Source organism: Georgenia alba (genome assembly GCF_042665525.1).
GTDB classification, from domain to species: domain Bacteria; phylum Actinomycetota; class Actinomycetes; order Actinomycetales; family Actinomycetaceae; genus Allobogoriella; species Allobogoriella alba.
The window spans coordinates 784967-802465 of the sequence record NZ_JBHTCQ010000001.1; the positions used below are offsets into that span (position 1 = coordinate 784967).

Genomic DNA, 17499 nt, shown 5'->3' on the forward strand with positions numbered 1-17499 from the left:
AGTGCCACCCATGCCGCGCATCGATTCCGTCCGCGTCCGGGACGTCCGGTTCCCCACGTCCCTGGAGCTGGACGGGTCCGACGCCGTGAACGTCGACCCCGACTACTCCGCGGCGTACGTCACGATCACCACCTCCGACGGCGAGCAGGGCCACGGCCTCGTCTTCACCTGCGGCCGCGGCAACGAGATCGTCGCCGCCGCGATGGAGAGCTACGGCGCCCTGCTGCTCGAGCAGGACGCCGATGCGCTGCTCGACGATCTCGGCGCCGCCTCGCGCCTGCTCATCCACGACTCCCAGCTGCGCTGGCTCGGCCCCGAGAAGGGCGTCCAGCAGATGGCCTGCGGTGGCCTGCTGAACGCGCTGTGGGACCTCAAGGCCCGCCGCGCCGGCAAACCGCTGTGGCTGCTGCTCGCGGAGATGAGCCCCGAGGAGCTCGTCGCCGTCGTGGACTTCACCCACCTGCGCAACGCCCTCACCGAGGAGGAGGCGCTTCAGATCCTGCGCCGCGCCCAGGACGGCAAGGCGGAGCGGATCGCCGAGCTCCAGCGGGATGGGTACCCCGCCTACACGACCACACCCGGCTGGCTCGGCTACAGCGACGAGAAGCTCGTCCGGCTCAGTCAGGAGGCCGTCGACGACGGCTTCGGCATGATCAAGCTCAAGGTCGCCGGGAGCCTCGAGGAGGACCGGAAGCGGATGCGGCTCGCCCGCGAGACGGTGGGCCCGGACATCCGCATCGGCATCGACGCCAACCAGCGGTGGGAGGTGGGTGAGGCCATCGACTGGGTCAACGCCCTGCAGGAGTTCTCCCCGTACTGGATCGAGGAGCCCACCTCCACCGACGACATCCTCGGGCACGCCGAGATCCGCCGGGGCGTGGCCCCCGTCAAGGTGGCCACCGGCGAGGCCGTGGCCAACCGGATCGTCTTCAAGCAGCTCCTGCAGGCCGGGGCGATCGACGTCATGCAGATCGACTCGACCCGCGTCGCCGGCGTCAACGAGAACGTGGCGAACCTGCTGCTCGCGGCCAAGTTCGGCGTGCCGGTGTGCCCGCACGCCGGGGGCGTCGGCCTGTGCGAGCTCGTCCAGCACTTCTCGTTCCTCGACTACGCAGCCGTCTCCGGATCCATGCACGATCGAGCCATCGAGTTCGTCGACCACCTGCACGAGCACTTCACCGACCCGGTCCGGGTCCGCCGCGGCCGCTACCAGGCACCCGGGGCGCCCGGCATCAGCGCCGAGATGGTCCCCGCGTCCGTGGCGGCGTGGGAGTTCCCCCACGGCTCGGGCTGGCAGGAGGTCGGCGGACGTGCCGCCGTCACCGGAAGGAGAACCACGCCATGACGCTCGAGACCATCGTCCGCACCGCCCACGAGGCGTTCGTCGCCGCGACGGACGTCTCCCCCCGGCAGCGCGCCGGCTGGCTCACCGCCGTCGCAGACACGCTCGACGGCGCCGCCGACGAGCTCGTGGAGCTCGCCCGCGCGGAGAGTCACCTGCCCGAGCCGCGGCTGCGCGGCGAGCTGACCCGCACCACGTTCCAGCTGCGCCTGCTGGCCGAGGAGACCGCCGCCGGCCACCACCTCGACGCCACGATCGACCACGCCGACCCCGACTGGGGCATGGGCCCACGCCCGGACCTGCGCCGCGTCAACGTGCCGCTCGGCGTCGTCGGGGTCTTCGGCGCCTCGAACTTCCCGTTCGCGTTCTCCGTCATGGGCGGGGACAGCGCCTCGGCGCTCGCCGCCGGCTGCGCCGTGGTGCACAAGATCCACGAGGCGCACGGCCGCCTCGGCGAGCGGACCGCGGAGCTCGTCGTGACCGGCCTCGCCCGGGCCGGCGCCCCCGAGGGCCTGTTCGCGGCCGTCACCGGCCAGGAGGCCGGCGAGGCGCTCGTCGACCACCCGCTGGTCAAGGCCGTCGGCTTCACCGGCTCCACCCGGGTGGGCCGCATCCTGCTGGACCGCATCGCCGCCCGCCCCGAGCCGATCCCGTTCTACGGCGAGCTCGGCAGCACGAACCCCGTGTTCGTCACCGAGCGTGCCTGGGCCGCCCGGCGCCAGGAGATCCTCGAGGGCTACGCCGGTTCCCTCACCCTCGGCATGGGCCAGTTCTGCACCAAGCCCGGGGTGCTGTTCGTGCCCGACCTCGACGAGACGGCGACCGCGTCGCTGACCGAGGCCCTGGGCGGCACGCCCCGCTTCCCGATGCTCAGCGAGCGGCTCGCCGAGGGGTACGGCAGTGCCGTGCGGGAGGTCGCCACCACCGAAGGCGTCGAGACGCTGCTCGACGGCGGAGGCGGGGAGGCGCCCGACCCCACCGTGCTGGTCACCACGGTCGAGGAGATCCGCCGGCGGCCCGAGCTGCTCGGTGAGGAGATGTTCGGCCCGGCCGGCCTCGTCGTGCGGTACGGCTCCGAGTCGGACCTGCCGGCGGTAGCCGAGCTCCTCGAGGGGCAGCTCACCGCGACCGTCCAGGGCGAGGACGATGAGCGGCCGGAGGATCTGCTGCGGGTCCTCGCCGCCCGCGCCGGGCGGGTCATCTGGAACGGCTGGCCCACCGGCGTCACGGTCAGCTACGCGCAGCAGCACGGCGGGCCCTACCCGGCCACCACCGCGTCCGGCACCACCTCGGTGGGCACCGCCGCGGTCCGCCGGTTCGTCCGGCCCGTCGCCTACCAGGACTTCCCTGCGGACCGGCTGCCGCCGCCGCTGCGGGAGGACAACCCGTGGGGGATCGCCCGGCGGGTCGACGGCGTGTGGACGGCACCGACGGAGGGAGCGGCATGAGCCTCGAGAGTCAGATCCTGCCCGCGGACGCGGCCGCGGCGCTGCTGGTCGGCCGCGTCTGGGACCCCGCCTCCGGCGGGCCCCGGCCGGTCGCCGTGCGGCCCGGCACCGACGGCCTGGTGGACCTGTTCGACCTCGCGCCGACCGTCTCCGAGCTGCTCGAGCGGTCCGACGCCGTTGCCGCGGTGCGGCAGGCCGCCGAGACGCGCGAGCCGACCTGGCGGCTCGCCGACCTCCTCCGGAACGCCGCCGACGGCGCCGCGGCAGAGGACGACGACGCCACCGGGCCGCGCCTCCTCAGCCCCGTCGACCTGCAGGTCATCAAGGCGTGCGGCGTCACCTTCGCGGACAGCATGGTGGAGCGGGTCATCGAGGAGCGGTGCGCCGGGGACCCGGCCCGTGCCGCCGAGGTGCGGGCCGCCGTCGAGGCGTCCCTCGCCGGCTTCGAGGGCGGCATCGGCGCGGTCGAGCCCGGCTCGGCCGAGGCTGCCCGCGTCAAGGAGACCCTGCTCGCCCAGGGCCTGTGGTCGCAGTACCTCGAGGTCGGGCTCGGACCCGACCCCGAGGTGTTCACCAAGGCCCCGGTGCTGTCCTCGGTCGGGTACGGCACCCGGATCGGCATCCCGGAGTTCTCCACCTGGAACAACCCGGAGCCGGAGCTCGTGCTCGTCGTCGACTCCGCCGGCACTCCGCGCGGCGCCACCCTCGGCAACGACGTCAACCTGCGCGACGTCGAGGGCCGCAGCGCCCTGCTGCTCGGCATGGCCAAGGACAACAACGCCTCGGCCGCACTCGGCCCGTTCGTGCGGCTGTTCGAGGAGAGCTTCCCGATCGACGACCTGCGCGACGAGCGCATCGGCCTGCGGATCGAGGGCACCGACGGCTACGTCCTCCAGGGCGAGAACCACGTCGGCCGGCTCAGCCGCAGCTTCGAACGGCTCGTAGGCGCCGCGTGCGGGGCGCACCACCAGTACCCGGACGGCTTCGTGCTGTACACCGGCACGCTGTTCGCGCCGACGCAGGACCGCGACGAGCCGGGCCTGGGCTTCACCCACAAGCACGGGGACCGGGTCTCGATCTCGAGCCCCCGGCTGGGGACCTTGACCAACGAGGTCGGCGCGACCGAGACCCTGCCGCCGTGGCGGTTCGGCGTGCGGGCCCTGCTGACCTACCTCGCCGGGCAGCGCCCGGCACCGGCCATCGAACGGGAGAGTCACCGATGAGACTGATGCGAGTGGGGTCGCCGGGCGCCGAGCGTCCGGTGGTGGAGCAGGACGGCGCCGTGTTCGACCTCGAGCCGCTGACCGCCGACCTGGACGGGGCGTTCCTCGCGACGGACGGCATCGCCCGGGTCCGCGCGGCGCTCAACGCGGGCGAGCTGTCGGAGACCTCGATCGAGGGCGAGCGGGTCGGCGCCCCGGTCGCCAGGCCCTCCGCCGTCGTGTGCATCGGGATGAACTACGCCGCGCACGCCGCCGAGTCCGGTGCCGAACCGCCGAAGCGGCCCGTGGTGTTCCTCAAGACGCCCAACACCGTCGCCGGCCCGGACGACGTCGCGTACATCCCGCGCGGCAGCACCAGGACCGACTGGGAGGTCGAGCTCGGCATCGTCATCGGACGTCGCGCCTCCTACCTCTCGAGCCCGGACGAGGCACGCGCGCACATCGCCGGCTACGTCACCGGCAACGACCTCTCCGAGCGGGAGTTCCAGATCGAGGTCTCCGGCGGTCAGTGGTCCAAGGGCAAGTGCGCCCCGGGCTTCTCGCCGCTGGGCCCCTGGCTCGTGCCGGCCGAGGAGGTGGACCCGACCAACCTGCGGCTGCGCAGCTGGGTCAACGGCGAGCCGCGGCAGGACTCGACCACGGCGGACATGATCTTCGGGACGGACGAGATCGTGCACGACCTCAGCCAGTACATGGCGCTCGAGCCGGGCGACGTGGTCCTCACCGGGACACCGCAGGGCGTCGCGCTCTCCGGCCGGTTCCCGTACCTCAAGGCCGGGGACGTCGTCGAGATCGAGGTCGAGGGCCTGGGTCGGCAGCGCCAGGTCTTCGAGCAGGCGTGAGGAGGCCGCGATGAACGACCGGAACCCGGAGCTGGACGGCCTGGTCGCCGTCGTCACCGGCGGCGCCTCCGGCATCGGCGCCGCCGCGGCGGCCCTGCTGGCGGACCGCGGGGCCTCGGTGGCCGTGCTCGACCTCGACCCGTCGGGCGCCGACGACCGCCACCTCGCCCTGCGCTGCGACGTCACGGACGACGGCGAGGTACGGGCCGCCGTCGCGGAGGTCGCCGAACGGCTCGGCGGCCTCGACATCCTTGTCAACAACGCCGGCGTCGGCGCCCAGGGCACTGTGGAGGACAACGACGACGCCGAGTGGCACCGCGTCCTGGACGTGAACCTCCTCGGCGTGGTCCGCACGACCCGGGCCGCGCTGCCGCACCTGCGTGCCTCGCGGGCCGCCGCCGTGGTCAACACCTGTTCCATCGCTGCCACGGCCGGGCTGCCGGCCCGGGCGCTGTACAGCGCCAGCAAGGGCGCGATCCTGTCGCTCACGCTCGCGATGGCGGCCGACCACCTCCGTGAGGGGATCCGGGTCAACTGCGTCAACCCCGGCACCGCGGACACCCCGTGGATCGGCCGGCTGCTGGCCAAGGCGCCGGACCCGGCGGCCGAGCGGGCCGCGCTCGAGGCGCGCCAGCCCCACGGCCGGCTCGTCTCCGCCGTCGAGGTCGCCGGCGCCATCGCCTACCTGGCGTCCCCGTCCTCCGGGTCGACCACGGGCGTCGCGCTCGCCGTCGACGGCGGCATGCAGGGGTTGCGGCTGCGACCGGAGGGGTGAGCCTGGGGTGGCCGGCCGGCGTACGTCCGAGGAGGTCTACGACCACCTCCGGCTGCACATCGTCGAGAACCGGATCCCGCCGGGCGAGCGGCTGAACATCGACGCCCTCGCCCGGCAGCTCGGTGTCTCCCAGACTCCCGTGCGCGAGGCGGTGCGCCGCCTCGAGGGCGACAAGCTGCTCGTCAACGAGTCGGGCCGCGGCTACCGGACCACCCCGCTGCTCGACCTCGCCGGGCTGCGCAACCTCTTCGAGTTCCGGCTGCTCGTCGACGTGTGGGCAGCGCGCTCGGTGGCGGTGAACCGGCTGGCGAACCCGGCGCCGGCGATGCGTGCCGAGATCGACCGCTTCGAGGACCTGCTGCCCACCACCTCCGACATCCCGCGCGAGCTCGTCGGGCACGACACGCGCTTCCACGGGCTGATCCTCGACGCGCTGGGCAACGACGTGGTCCGCGACGCCTACGAGCAGACCCACGCGCACCTGCACACCTTCCGGCTCTATGCGGCGGACACCGACGGATCGGTGACGCTCACCGAGCACCGGGGGATCTTCCAGGCCGTCGAGGCCTGCGACCCGGACGCCGCCGAGGCGGCCATGCGGGTGCACCTCACCGCCGCCTACGCACGGTTCGCCGAGGCCTTCGACGACACCGCGCCGGAGCTGAGGTCACCCGGAGCGCACCGGATGTTCTGACCACCACTGCCGAGGCCCCACGTCCGCGGCGAGCGTCCCGGCGGTCGTCGCGCCGGGGTTACCCGACCGCGAACACCACCAGGGTGAGCAGGAACCCGACCACCGACAGGATGGCCTGCTGCACCGTCCAGGTCTTCAGCGTCGTCTTGACGTCCATGTCCATGAGGCGGCCGACCAGCCAGAATCCCGAGTCGTTGACGTGGCTCGCGAAGACCGAGCCCGCGGCGGTGGCGAGCGTGACGGCGACGACCTGGAGGGGGCTGAAGTCCCCGTCGGCGACGGCAGGCGCGATCAGACCGGCCGCGGTCACGAGCGCCACGGTCGCCGAGCCCTGGGCGAGGCGCAGCACGACGGCGATGACGTAGGCGGCGAAGATCACCGGCAGCCCGATGCCCTCGAGCGAGCCGGCCAGCGCGTCCCCGATGCCGGAGGCCTCGAGCACGCCGCCGAACATGCCCCCGGCGCCGGTGATGAGGATGACCGAGCAGACCGGGCCGAGCGAGGAGTCGACGACCTTCTGCAGCGCGGTGCCGCTCTCGCCGCGGTAGCGGCCGAGGACCAGCAGGGCCACGAGCGTGGAGATGAGCAGCGCGACCGGGGCGCTGCCGATCACCATGAGGACCTGGACCCAGGTGGCGTCGGCGTCGACCGTGCCGACCGATGTCAGCGCGTCCAGGCCCGTGTTGAGGAAGATCAGCACCAGCGGCAGCAGCAGGACGCCGACCACGGTGCCGGCGCTCGGTGGCCGCAGCGGCTGGTCCTCGTCGACCGAGCCGAAGAGGGCCGGGACGGGCAGCACGTAGCGGCGACCGACGAACAGGCCCCACAGGTACCCGGAGACGTACCAGAGCGGGAATGCCATCACCAGGCCCACCAGGAGGACCGTGCCGAGGTTCGCGCCGAACAGCTCGGTGGCGGCGACCGGGCCCGGGTGGGGCGGGACGAAGACGTGCATGACCGAGAACGCGGCCGCGGCGGGTATGCCGAACCGCAGCACGTTGTCCCCGAGGCGCCGGGCGACGGCGAAGATGATCGGGAGCATGACGACGAGGCCGGCGTCGAAGAAGATCGGGAACCCCATCGCCAGCGAGGCGACGCCGAGGCCGAGCGGGGCCCGCCGCTCCCCGAAGAGCGCCACCATGCGTTCGGCCAGGACGCGGGCGCCGCCGCTGTGCTCGACGAGCTTGCCGAGCATGGCGCCGAGGCCGATGAGCAGCGCGACGCCGCCGAGCTCACCACCGAAGCTGGCGACGAGCACCTCGTCCACCATGGCGCCGATCGGCAGGCCGGTGGCGAACGCCGTCAGCAGCGAGACGAGGACCAGGGTCAAGAAGGCGTGCAGTCGCAGCCCGATGACCAGGACGAGGATGAGCGCCACCGCGCCGGCCGCGATCCCGAGCAGGGGCCCCGCGCCGAGCGTCTGCTCCCAGTTCTCCATCACCTGTCCTCCCTCCGCGACGCCGGCGTCGCGGGCTCACCACCGTAGTGGCGGCGGCTCAGCGAGGCAGGTTGCGCAGGTTCGACCGCGCCATGGACATCACCTCGCCCATGCCGCCGCCGAAGACCTCCTTCGTCATCGCGGTGGCGAAGCCCCGGATCTGCCCCGAGGTGATCGACGGCGGGATCGACAGGGCGTTCGGGTCGGTGAGCACCTCGATCAGCGCCGGCCCCGGCCGGTCCAGGCCGTCCTGCAGCGCCTTGCGCAGGTCACGCGGCTCCTCCACTTGGACGGCCGGGATCCCCATCGCCAGCGCGATGTTCCGGTAGTCGACGGGCGGAGAGTCGGTGGCGTGCGAGGGCAGCCCCTCGACGAGCATCTCCAGCTTGACCATGCCGAGGCTGGAGTTGTTGAAGACGACGATCTTCACCGGCAGGTCGTAGGCCTTCACGGTGAGCAGCTCGCCGAGCAGCATCGACAGCCCGCCGTCGCCGGCGAGGGCGACGACCTGACGGCCGGGCTCGGCCATCGCGGCGCCGATCGCGTGGGGCAGGGCGTTGGCCATCGAGCCGTGCAGGAAGGACCCGATGACACGACGCCGGCCGTTCGGCGTCAGGTACCGCGCCGCCCAGACGTTGTTCATGCCGGTGTCGACGGTGAAGACGGCGTCCTCGGCCGCCGTCTCGTCGAGCTGCACGGCCGCGTACTCGGGGTGGATCGGCTTGTGCTTCTCGACGTTGCGCGTGTAGGCGCCGACCACCTTGGTCATGATCCCCGCGTGCTTCTTGACCATGGAGCGGAGGAACTTGTCGTCCTTCTTCCGGACGATCCGGGTGTTCAGCAGCCGCAGCGTCTCGCCCACGTCCCCGTGGACCGGGACGTCCAGGCGGGTGCGTCGCCCCAGGTGGGAGACGTCGATGTCGATCTGGGCGGTCGGGACGTCGTCGGGGAGGAAGGCGTCGTACGGGAAGTCGGTGCCGACCAGGACGAGGAGGTCGGCCTCCTCCATGGCCTCCTGGCAGGCGCCGTACCCGAGCAGACCGGACATCCCGACGTCGTGCGGGTTCTCGTACTGGATGATCTCCTTCCCGCGCAGCGAGTGCCCCACGGGCGCGGAGGCCAGGTCGGCGAGCTCGAGAACCTCCTCCCGGGCGCCGCGGGCGCCGGCGCCGACGAACAGCGTCACCTTCTTCGCCCGGTTGATCGCCTCGGCGAGCGCGTCGACGTCGTCCTCGTGGGGGACCACGCGGGCGGGACACGCGCCGGGCACGAGGATGGGGGCGTCGTCGTCCGGGACGTGCTCGTCGGCGACGTCTCCCGGCAGGGTGAGGACCGCGACACCGGGCACCGTCAGCGCGTGCTGGATCGCGGTGCGGGTCACGCGCGGCACCTGCTTGGCGGTGGAGATCATCTCCGAGTAGACGGATGCCTCGTTGAACAGCCGGTCCGGGTGTGTCTCCTGGAAGAACTGCGTGCCGATCTGCTCGCTCGGGATGTGCGAGGCGATCGCCAGCACGGGCAGGCGGGAGCGGTTGGCGTCGTACAGCCCGTTGATGAGGTGCAGGTTGCCCGGGCCGCAGGACCCGGCGCACGCGGTGAGCTTCCCGGTGACCTCGGCCTCCGCGGCGGCGGCGAACGCGGCCGCCTCCTCGTGCCGGACCTGCACCCACGAGATGCCGTCGGTACGGCGGACCGCGTCGACGATCGGGTTGAGCGAGTCCCCGACGATGCCGTAGATGCGCTCGACGCCGGCGGCGACGAGCTGGTTGACGAGGTGCTCTGCGACGGAACGGGCCACGGTCGGCCTCCCTGGGTGGATGTCTGCGGGGCTCTCACCCCCGATCCTGCCTTTCAGCCGCACCGACCGCTACAGCGGTCGGCGGCGGTGGACGGCTCAGGCATCCTGCGCGGTGGGTAGGTCGGCCGGGCTGCCGCGGTCGGCACGCCGCAGCACCGGGGAGTGGCACAGCGCCACCACGACGGCGACGCCACCGCTGACGGCCACGACGGCGAAGCCGCCGGTCGAGCCGTGGGTGTCCACGAGGGCGCCGCCCAGCGCCGCGCCGGCCGAGACCCCGAGGTTGATGCCCGTGTGCAGCCAGGACAGGCCCTCGGTCAGCCGCCGCCGGTCGACCAGGTGCTGGACGAGGGTGTTGCCGTTGATGATGGTCGGCGCGATCGACAGGCCGGTGACGAGCATGACCGCCCCCATCACGACGATCGACTCGACCAGCAGGAACAGGACCGCCCCCACCCCCAGGACGGTCACGGTCGCCAGCATCCGGCGCCAGGCCGGCCCGAGCCAGGTCCGCGCGCCGTAGGCGAGGCCGGCGAGGAAGGACCCGAGGGCGAATACGCCGAGCAGCGGCCCCGCCGCACCGGCCTGCCCGAGCTCGTCCGTGAACGCGACGACGGCGACCTCGGAGGAGCCGAAGATGCCGCCGACGAACACGAACACGACGACGAGCCCCAGGACGGCGGGGGAGAGGACTCGGGGCCCGGTGCGCTCGTCAGGACCGGGCCGCGGGTGCGGCACCGGCTCCGTGGAACGCAGCGCGAGGAACGCGAATCCGCCGCCGACCAGCAGGCCGGCGCAGGCTGCCGTCGCCGACCAGGGCGCGACCTGCGTGGCCAGCGCCGTGGCGATGACCGGGCCGATGACGAAGGTGAGCTCGTCGAGCGAGGACTCCAGCGAGAAGGCCCGGTGCAGCTGGTGCGGGGTCTCGGTGACGGCGGTCCATCGGGCGCGGACGAGCGACCCCATCGATCCGGTGGTGACGCCGGCGATGACGGCGCAGGCGTAGGTGGTCCACAGCGGCGCCGAGCCGACCGACGCGATGATGAGCGCGACGAGCGCGAGGGCCGAGACAGCGAGCGAGGGCCGCATCACCCGTGCCTGGCCGTACCGGTCCACCAGTCGTGACAGCTGCGGCGCACCCGCCGCCTGGGACAGGACGTACGTGGCCGAGACCGTTCCCGCGGTCGTGTAGGAGCCGGTGAGCTCGGAGAGCATCAGCACGATGCCGATGGACATCATCGGCACCGCGAAGCGCGCCAGCAGCCCGGCCGCGGAGAATGCCAGCGCCCCGGGCAGCGCGAGCACCTCGCGGTAGGGGTTGGGCACCGGACGATTCTCCCAAACCGTCCGGCCGGGGCCTGTCCTAGCTTTCGGTGATGGTCGTGATGAGGTTGTCGACGCCGAGCCACACGAACAGTCCGGTGACGATCGCCAGCAGCACGTTCGTGTACCAGCGGTTGCGCCACTCGGCCGGCACGCGGCGCGAGTTCAGCAGCCCGAGGAGGGTGAGCGCCAGGAACGGCATGAACAGCGCCCCGAGCACCCCGTAGGCGATCGTGACGCCGGTGGGCTCGTTGAGGAAGAACAGCAGCATCGGCGGGAACGTCAGCCACAGCACGTACCACTTGAAGTACTTGCCGCCGGTGCGCAGGTCCGGGTGGTCGGCCGGCAGCTTGCGCGTGGTGCCGAGGAAGTCCGCGAACATCAGCGAGACGCCGTTCCACACACCGACCAGGGAGGAGAACGCGGCCGCCCAGAAGCCGACGAGGAAGGCGGTGCCGATGAACGTGCCGTACTCGTCCTGCAGGATGCCGGCGAGGTTGAGCAGCGAGCTGTCGGAGGACTCGACCGTGAGGCCGGCGCGGTACAGCAGCTCGACACCCATGATCATCGTCGCGATGACGAAGACGCCGGTGATGATGTAGGCGACGGCGTTGTCGAGCCGCATGACCTTCATCCAGCCGGGTGCCGCCCACCCCTTCTCCCGCAGCCAGTAGCCGTACGCGGCGAGCGTGATGGTGCCGCCGACTCCGCCGGCGACGCTGAGGACGTAGACCATGCCGCCGTCGGGGATCCGCGGGACGAGGCCGGCGACCGCCTCGCCGAGGTTCGGCACCGCGAACAGCGAGATGCCCACGACGGTGACCATCATGAGGAGCACGAGGGTGCCGACGACCTTCTCGAAGGTCTGGTACCGGCCGAACCAGACCATGAGGAAGCCGAGGATGCCGGTGACCGCGGCGATGATGTTCCGCAGGGCGTCCTCGCCGAGCGACTCGAGGACACCGGGCGCGTACTTCTTGAACAGCTCGACGACGGGCAGCGCCGAGGAGGTCATCGCCGAGGCACCGTAGACGAAGCCCCAGATGACGATGTACGGCGCGAAGTACCAGGTGGTCCACCGGCCCAGGGAGCGCCAGCCCTGGAAGATCGTCAGACCGGACGCGAGTGAGAACCGCCCCGCCCCCTCGACCAGGATGATCTTCATGATCACGCCGGCGATGACCGCCCACAGCAGCGCGTACCCGTAGCGGGAGCCGGCGGCCAGGGTGGCGACCAGGTCGGCGGCGCCGACACCGGTGGCCGCGACCACGAGGCCGGGGCCGATGATGCGCCACCGCCTGATCGAGACCTGCTGCTCGCCGGTCGCCACCGCGTCCGGCGCGTCCGTCGGGACCCCGTACGGGTCGTGGGCCGCCGGGCGTGGCTGCTCGTCGCTCACGGGTCCTCCGCTCGTCGTCGAGGGGGCCGTCGCGGCCCCCGGGACATCGCGGTAGTGAACCACAACGACGCCCGGCGGCGTGGCTCGTTACCCTCCGAGGCATGTCGGTCGCATTCACCTCACCTCCCACCTTCACCACCCGCCCCACCCTGGAGGGGACCTTCGGGATGTCCGCCACGACCCACTGGATCGCGACGGCGACGGCGCAGTCGGTCCTCGAGCGGGGCGGCAACGCGTTCGACGCCGCCGCGGCCGCCGGCTTCGTGCTGCATGTCGTCGAGCCACACCTCAACGGTCCCGGCGGCGACATGACCGCGGTCTTCGCGACGACGGACGCCCCCGCGGAGCCGACCGTCCTCATGGGTCAGGGACCGGCACCCGCCGGCGCGACCGTCGAGCACTACCGCGTCGAGGGCCTGGACCTGGTCCCCGGCTCGGGAGCGCTGGCCGCCGCGGTCCCCGGCTCCGTCGACGCGTGGTTCGTGCTGCTGCGCGACCACGGCACCTGGGAGCTCGCCGACGTGCTCGCCCCGGCGATCGGGTACGCGCGCGACGGGCACCCGGTCCTCGCCCGGGTGAGCGCCACGCTCGAGGAGATGCGGGAGCTGTTCGAGGGGCACTGGCCCACCTCCGCGGAGGCCTGGCTCCCGGGTGGCCGCGCCCCCGAGCCGGGCGAGTTGATCCGGAACGAGGCGTACGCCCGCACGCTGGACCGGTTGGTCGCCGCCGGCTCCGGCGCCGCAGACCGGGTGGGCCGGATCGAGGCGGCCCGGAGCGCGTGGCGGGAGGGCTTCGTCGCGGAGGCGGCAGCCGCCTTCGCGGCCCAGCCGCACCGCCACGCCGACGGCGCCGACCACGCCGGCGTCATCACCGCCGCCGACTTCGCCGCGTTCGAGGCCGGCTACGAGCCCGCCACCACCCTGGAGTTCCGCGGGCACACCATCGCCAAGACCGGCGCCTGGGGCCAAGGGCCGTACCTGCTGCAGGCGCTCGGCATCCTCGACGGATTCGACGACGAGCGTCTGGACCCGGCGACGGCGCTCGGTGCGCACACCATCCTCGAGGTCTCCAAGCTCGCGCTCGCGGACCGGGACTCCTACTACGGCGACGCGGACGTCCCGCTCGACGTGCTGCTCTCGCCCGAGTACGCCGCCGAGCGCCGGGCGGCCGTCGGCGAGGAGGCCTCCGCGGAGCTGCGGCCCGGCGTCGTGCCCGGCCACCGGCCCTTCCTGCCGCCGCTGCGGACCAGCGACACCCCGGCGACCGGGACGTCGGCCGCCGGCCTGGGCGAGCCGACCGTCTCCGCCGCCGGTGAGCGCCGCGGCGACACCTGCCACATCGACGTCGTCGACCGCTGGGGCAACATGATCTCCGCGACACCCTCCGGCGGCTGGCTGCAGTCCAACCCCTACATCCCCGAGCTCGGCTTCTGCCTGGGCACGCGCCTGCAGATGACCTGGCTGGAGGAGGGATCGCCGTCGACCCTCACGCCGGGGAAGCGGCCGCGAACCACGCTCACCCCGACGCTGGTGCTGCGCGACGGGAGGCCCGTCACCGCCGTCGGCTCGCCGGGTGGGGACCAGCAGGACCAGTGGCAGCTGCTGTACCTGCTGCGCACCATCGTCGGCGGCTACACGCCGCAGCAGGCGATCGACGCCCCCGCCCTGCACACCACCTCGATGGCCGGCTCCTTCTGGCCGCGGACGTGGACCCCGGCCGGCGCGGTCGTCGAGGACCGGCTCGGAGACGGCGTCATCGGTGAGCTCGAGCAGCGCGGGCACCGCGTCACCCGGGCGGGCGAGTGGGCCCTCGGCCGGCTCTCCGCCGTCACCCGCGACCCGCGGACCGGTCTGCTCGGTGCCGCCGCGAACCCGCGCGGCGCGCAGGGCTACGCCGCGGGCCGCTGACCAAGGAGGAAAAGATGACGAGGCAGCAGGTCTCCGACGACGCCGAGGCGCTCGCCGTCGCACTGGCCGAGGCCCGCGCCGGGCGGGCCGAGGGCGGGGTCCCGATCGGTGCCGCGCTCGTGGTCGACGGCGAGGTGCTCGCCGTCGGGCGGAACAAGCGGGTGCAGGAGGCGAGCCCGATCCTGCACGGCGAGACCGACTGTCTCGCCAACGCCGGCCGGCTGCCGGCGAGCGTCTACGCCCGCGCCACCATGGTCACCACGCTCTCGCCCTGCGACATGTGCACCGGCGCGATCCTGCTGTACGGCATCCCGCGCGTGGTCATCGGCGAGAACCGCACCTTCCTCGGCGGCGAGCACCTGCTGCGCACCCGCGGCGTGGAGGTCGTGGTGCTGGAGGACCGGGACTGCATCGAGCTCATGCGCGAGTTCGTCGCGGCCGAGCCCGAGCTGTGGAACGAGGACATCGGCGAGGAGTAGGCCACCCCGGGCCTACGCGACGGGCGCGGCTCGGTCGATCGGTCGCATAGGATGCTGACCGTCCGACTTCGATCGGCGGGGAGTGAAGCCGTCAGTGGGGCCTTCTGTCCGGCTCGGGTCGTCCGACGACGACCCGAGTCATTGTTGTTGTTCCGTTGAATCCCTGACCTCCCGTCGAGGTGCCTCGCCCGAGGAGGTGACCTCCTCGTGTGGCTGTCCGTGCTGACGCTGCTCCTCGGCGTCCTGCTCATGCTGGCGATCATCGCGGCGAACGGCTACTTCGTCGCTCAGGAGTTCGCCTACATGTCGGTCGACCGCGCCCGGCTCGGCGCTCGCGCGAAGGCCGGTGACGTGGCCGCCGAGCGTGCGTTGAAGGTCACCGGGCGGACGTCGTTCATGCTGTCCGGCGCCCAGCTCGGGATCACCGTCACCGGCCTGATGGTGGGCTACGTGGCCGAGCCGTTGGTCGGTGAGTCCCTGGGCGAGCTGCTCGGGGGTGCGGGGATCCCGCGCGGGGTGAGCATCTCGGTCGGCACGGTGGGCGCGCTGCTCGCTGCCACCGTCGTGCAGATGATCTTCGGCGAGCTGTACCCGAAGAACCTCGCCATCGCGAGCCCGGAGCCGCTGGCTCGACGGCTGGCACGCTCGACGCTGATCTACCTGGCGGCGTTCGGCTGGCTCATCACGGTCTTCGACCATGCGGCGAACGCGCTGCTGCGCCTGCTGCGGATCGAGCCCGTGCACGACCTGGACACCAGCGTGACGGCGGAGGAGCTCAAGCGTTCGGTGGCCGACTCGCGCGAGAGCGGCGACCTGCCGGACGAGCTGTCGATGCTGATCGACCGCGTGCTGGACTTCCCCACCCGGGACGTCGAGCACGCGATGATCCCGCGCGCACAGGTGGACGCGGTGACGCCCGAGACGACGATCGGCGAGCTGCGCCGGCTGATGACGGCCTCCCACACCCGCTACCCGGTGCTCGGCGAGGAGGACCAGCCGCTCGGGATCGTTCACCTCGTGGATGTGCTGCAGGCCGAGAACGAGGACGATCCGGTCACGGCGATCATGCGCTCGGCGCTGGTGGTACCGGGGCTGATGCCGCTGCCCGAGGCCCTGGCGCAGCTGACCCGCACCCGCAACGAGCTGGCGTGCGTGATCGACGAGTACGGCGGCTTCTCCGGGGTCCTGACCGTCGAGGACCTGGCCGAGGAGCTGATCGGCGAGATCACCGACGAGCACGACGAGCCGGCGGCGACCGTCGCGCCGGAGGCAGACGGCAGCTGGCTCGTCGACGGGGAGCTCCCTCTGGACGAGATGAGCCGTGCCATCGGCCACGACCTGCCGGCCGGAGACTTCGAGACCGTGGCCGGCATGCTGATCGCCGAGCGTGGCGCCCTGCCCGAGGTCGGCGAGACGGTCCGCGTGCCCCTGCCCGAGGATCCCGCGGACCTCGCGCTGGGCAGTCGGTTGCACCGCGTCCTGGACGTCGAGGTGCTCGCGGTGGAGCGTCACGTCCCGAGCCAGGTGCGTGCCCGGATCGCCGAGCTCGAGGACGACGACGAGTCGGACGGGCCGCACCGAGAGGCGGATCAGCGATGAGCGACCCGTTGGCCGTGGTCGCTGCGACCGTGCTGCTTCTCGCGCTGAGCGCGTTCTTCGTCGTCATCGAGTTCGCGCTGCTCGGGGCACGGCAGCACAAGCTCGAGGCCGACGCCACGCGGAGCCGATCCGCGCGTGCGGCACTCCGAGGCATCCACGAGCTGACCATCATGCTCGCCGTCGCACAGCTCGGCATCACGGCCTGCACGTTCGCGCTCGGTGCCGTGACCAAGCCGGCCGTCGACGCCTGGCTCGGACCCGTCCTGGCCTCCTGGGGCGCCCCGGGCTGGCTCGCCGACGGCGCGGCGTTCGTCCTGTCGTTGGTGCTCGTGACGTTCCTGCACCTGGTCGTCGGAGAGATGACGCCGAAGTCCTGGGCGATCGCGCACCCCGAGCTGGCCGCCAAGCTGATCGGGGTGCCCTCGAGGTCCTTCGCCTGGACCTTCCGGCCCCTCCTGAACTGGGTCAACGGCATCGCCAACCGGCTCGTGGCCGCCAGCGGCATCACACCGGTCGACCGTGCCGGCGTCGGGGGCAGGGATCCCGAGGCCATCCGGCAGCTGGTGGAGCACTCGGCCTCGGTGGGCGCACTGGACGACTCGTTCCGGAACCAGATCGCCAGCATTCTCGACCTCGACCGGATCACGCTCGCAGACCTGATCACCGGCAAAGGGCGGCCGACGTCCGTCCCGGAAGGCGCAACCGTCGCCGACGTGCAGGCCGCCGCGACGCGCTCCGGGCACATGCGCATGCTCGTCGAGCAGCCCGGCGGCGCCGTACCACGCCAGGTCCACGTCCGGGACACCTTGCCGGAGCCACCCGAACGGCAGATCGCGCAGCTGACCAGACCCGTCCTGGCGCTCGACGGGCGAACACCGGTCTACGAAGCCCTGGCACGGATGCGGACCACGAGCGAGCAGCTCGCCGTCGTCACCGACCACGGGCAGTTCGTCGGCCTCGTCACCATCGCCGACATCCTGCGCAGGGTCCTGCCCCATCAGCACGGCACCGTCGCGGCGGTGAGCCGCACCTGAGGAAGCGCCGCCCCTCTTCGGGGTTCGGGTCTACCGGCGATGCTCCTCAACCCGGTGCTCTCGGTGCAACGGGCGTGTGTCGCCTGCTCGTCGTGGCGGCGGCGAACCTCGCCGTCACCGTGGTGCCGAACCGGCTCTTCCTCTGAACGTCTCGCAACGTCGCGCCGAGGACCCGGTGCGGCCCCGGTGGGTTCTTCG

14 protein-coding genes are annotated in these 17499 nt (G+C 72.5%); 10 read left to right on the top strand and 4 right to left on the bottom strand.

Going from position 1 to position 17499, the window contains the following annotated elements:
- Positions 1–10: 10 nt before the first annotated feature.
- The 6 genes from ACFQQL_RS03700 to ACFQQL_RS03725 are packed head-to-tail and all read left to right on the top strand — an operon-like array spanning position 11 to position 6324.
- Positions 11–1345 (top strand): enolase C-terminal domain-like protein, encoded by a 1335-nt coding sequence (locus ACFQQL_RS03700; RefSeq protein WP_382391373.1) that lies wholly within the window; start codon positions 11–13, stop codon positions 1343–1345.
- A complete protein-coding gene (locus tag ACFQQL_RS03705) occupies positions 1342–2790 on the top strand; it encodes an aldehyde dehydrogenase (NADP(+)) (protein ID WP_382391375.1) in 1449 nt (482 codons plus the stop codon). Before ACFQQL_RS03700 ends, ACFQQL_RS03705 begins: the two co-directional genes overlap by 4 nt.
- Entirely contained in the window at positions 2787–4013 is a 1227-nt protein-coding gene (locus ACFQQL_RS03710) for a fumarylacetoacetate hydrolase family protein (protein WP_382391377.1), read from the top strand. Before ACFQQL_RS03705 ends, ACFQQL_RS03710 begins: the two co-directional genes overlap by 4 nt.
- The gene (locus tag ACFQQL_RS03715) at positions 4010–4855 is read left to right on the top strand and encodes a fumarylacetoacetate hydrolase family protein (RefSeq protein ID WP_382391379.1); all 846 of its coding nucleotides are present in this window, start codon (positions 4010–4012) and stop codon (positions 4853–4855) included. Before ACFQQL_RS03710 ends, ACFQQL_RS03715 begins: the two co-directional genes overlap by 4 nt.
- A 10-nt stretch (positions 4856–4865) precedes the next feature.
- Positions 4866–5630, top strand: a complete 765-nt coding sequence (locus ACFQQL_RS03720) for an SDR family NAD(P)-dependent oxidoreductase (protein WP_382391381.1) — start codon at positions 4866–4868, stop codon at positions 5628–5630.
- Between the two features lie 7 nt (positions 5631–5637).
- The gene (locus ACFQQL_RS03725; RefSeq protein ID WP_382391383.1) at positions 5638–6324 is read left to right on the top strand and encodes a GntR family transcriptional regulator; all 687 of its coding nucleotides are present in this window, start codon (positions 5638–5640) and stop codon (positions 6322–6324) included.
- Positions 6325–6382: 58 nt separating this feature from the next.
- Here ACFQQL_RS03725 and ACFQQL_RS03730 read toward each other — a convergent pair whose 3' ends face one another.
- The 4 genes from ACFQQL_RS03730 to ACFQQL_RS03745 all read right to left on the bottom strand — a co-directional run bounded on the left by ACFQQL_RS03730 (position 6383) and on the right by ACFQQL_RS03745 (position 12282).
- Positions 6383–7762 carry a GntP family permease gene (locus ACFQQL_RS03730; RefSeq protein ID WP_382391385.1) on the bottom strand — a complete coding sequence of 460 codons (1380 nt, stop codon included), beginning with the start codon at positions 7760–7762 and terminating at the stop codon, positions 6383–6385.
- A gap of 58 nt (positions 7763–7820) precedes the next feature.
- On the bottom strand, positions 7821–9560 hold the full coding sequence (locus ACFQQL_RS03735; protein WP_382391387.1) for a pyruvate dehydrogenase: 1740 nt from the start codon (positions 9558–9560) through the stop codon (positions 7821–7823).
- Positions 9561–9656: 96 nt separating this feature from the next.
- Positions 9657–10886 carry an MFS transporter gene (locus ACFQQL_RS03740; protein ID WP_382391389.1) on the bottom strand — a complete coding sequence of 410 codons (1230 nt, stop codon included), beginning with the start codon at positions 10884–10886 and terminating at the stop codon, positions 9657–9659.
- A gap of 37 nt (positions 10887–10923) precedes the next feature.
- Positions 10924–12282 carry an Nramp family divalent metal transporter gene (locus ACFQQL_RS03745; protein ID WP_382391391.1) on the bottom strand — a complete coding sequence of 453 codons (1359 nt, stop codon included), beginning with the start codon at positions 12280–12282 and terminating at the stop codon, positions 10924–10926.
- Between the two features lie 101 nt (positions 12283–12383).
- On the opposite strand from ACFQQL_RS03745, the gene ACFQQL_RS03750 reads away from it, so the two are divergent.
- The 4 genes from ACFQQL_RS03750 to ACFQQL_RS03765 all read left to right on the top strand — a co-directional run bounded on the left by ACFQQL_RS03750 (position 12384) and on the right by ACFQQL_RS03765 (position 17301).
- Positions 12384–14189, top strand: a complete 1806-nt coding sequence (locus ACFQQL_RS03750) for a gamma-glutamyltransferase family protein (RefSeq protein WP_382391393.1) — start codon at positions 12384–12386, stop codon at positions 14187–14189.
- Positions 14190–14203: 14 nt separating this feature from the next.
- Positions 14204–14668, top strand: a complete 465-nt coding sequence (locus ACFQQL_RS03755) for a nucleoside deaminase (protein WP_382391395.1) — start codon at positions 14204–14206, stop codon at positions 14666–14668.
- 249 nt (positions 14669–14917) lie between these two features.
- Positions 14918–16267, top strand: coding sequence for a hemolysin family protein (locus ACFQQL_RS03760; protein WP_465254019.1), 1350 nt, complete (start codon positions 14918–14920; stop codon positions 16265–16267).
- On the top strand, positions 16264–17301 hold the full coding sequence (locus ACFQQL_RS03765) for a CNNM domain-containing protein (protein ID WP_382391399.1): 1038 nt from the start codon (positions 16264–16266) through the stop codon (positions 17299–17301). Before ACFQQL_RS03760 ends, ACFQQL_RS03765 begins: the two co-directional genes overlap by 4 nt.
- Positions 17302–17499: the final 198 nt, after the last annotated feature.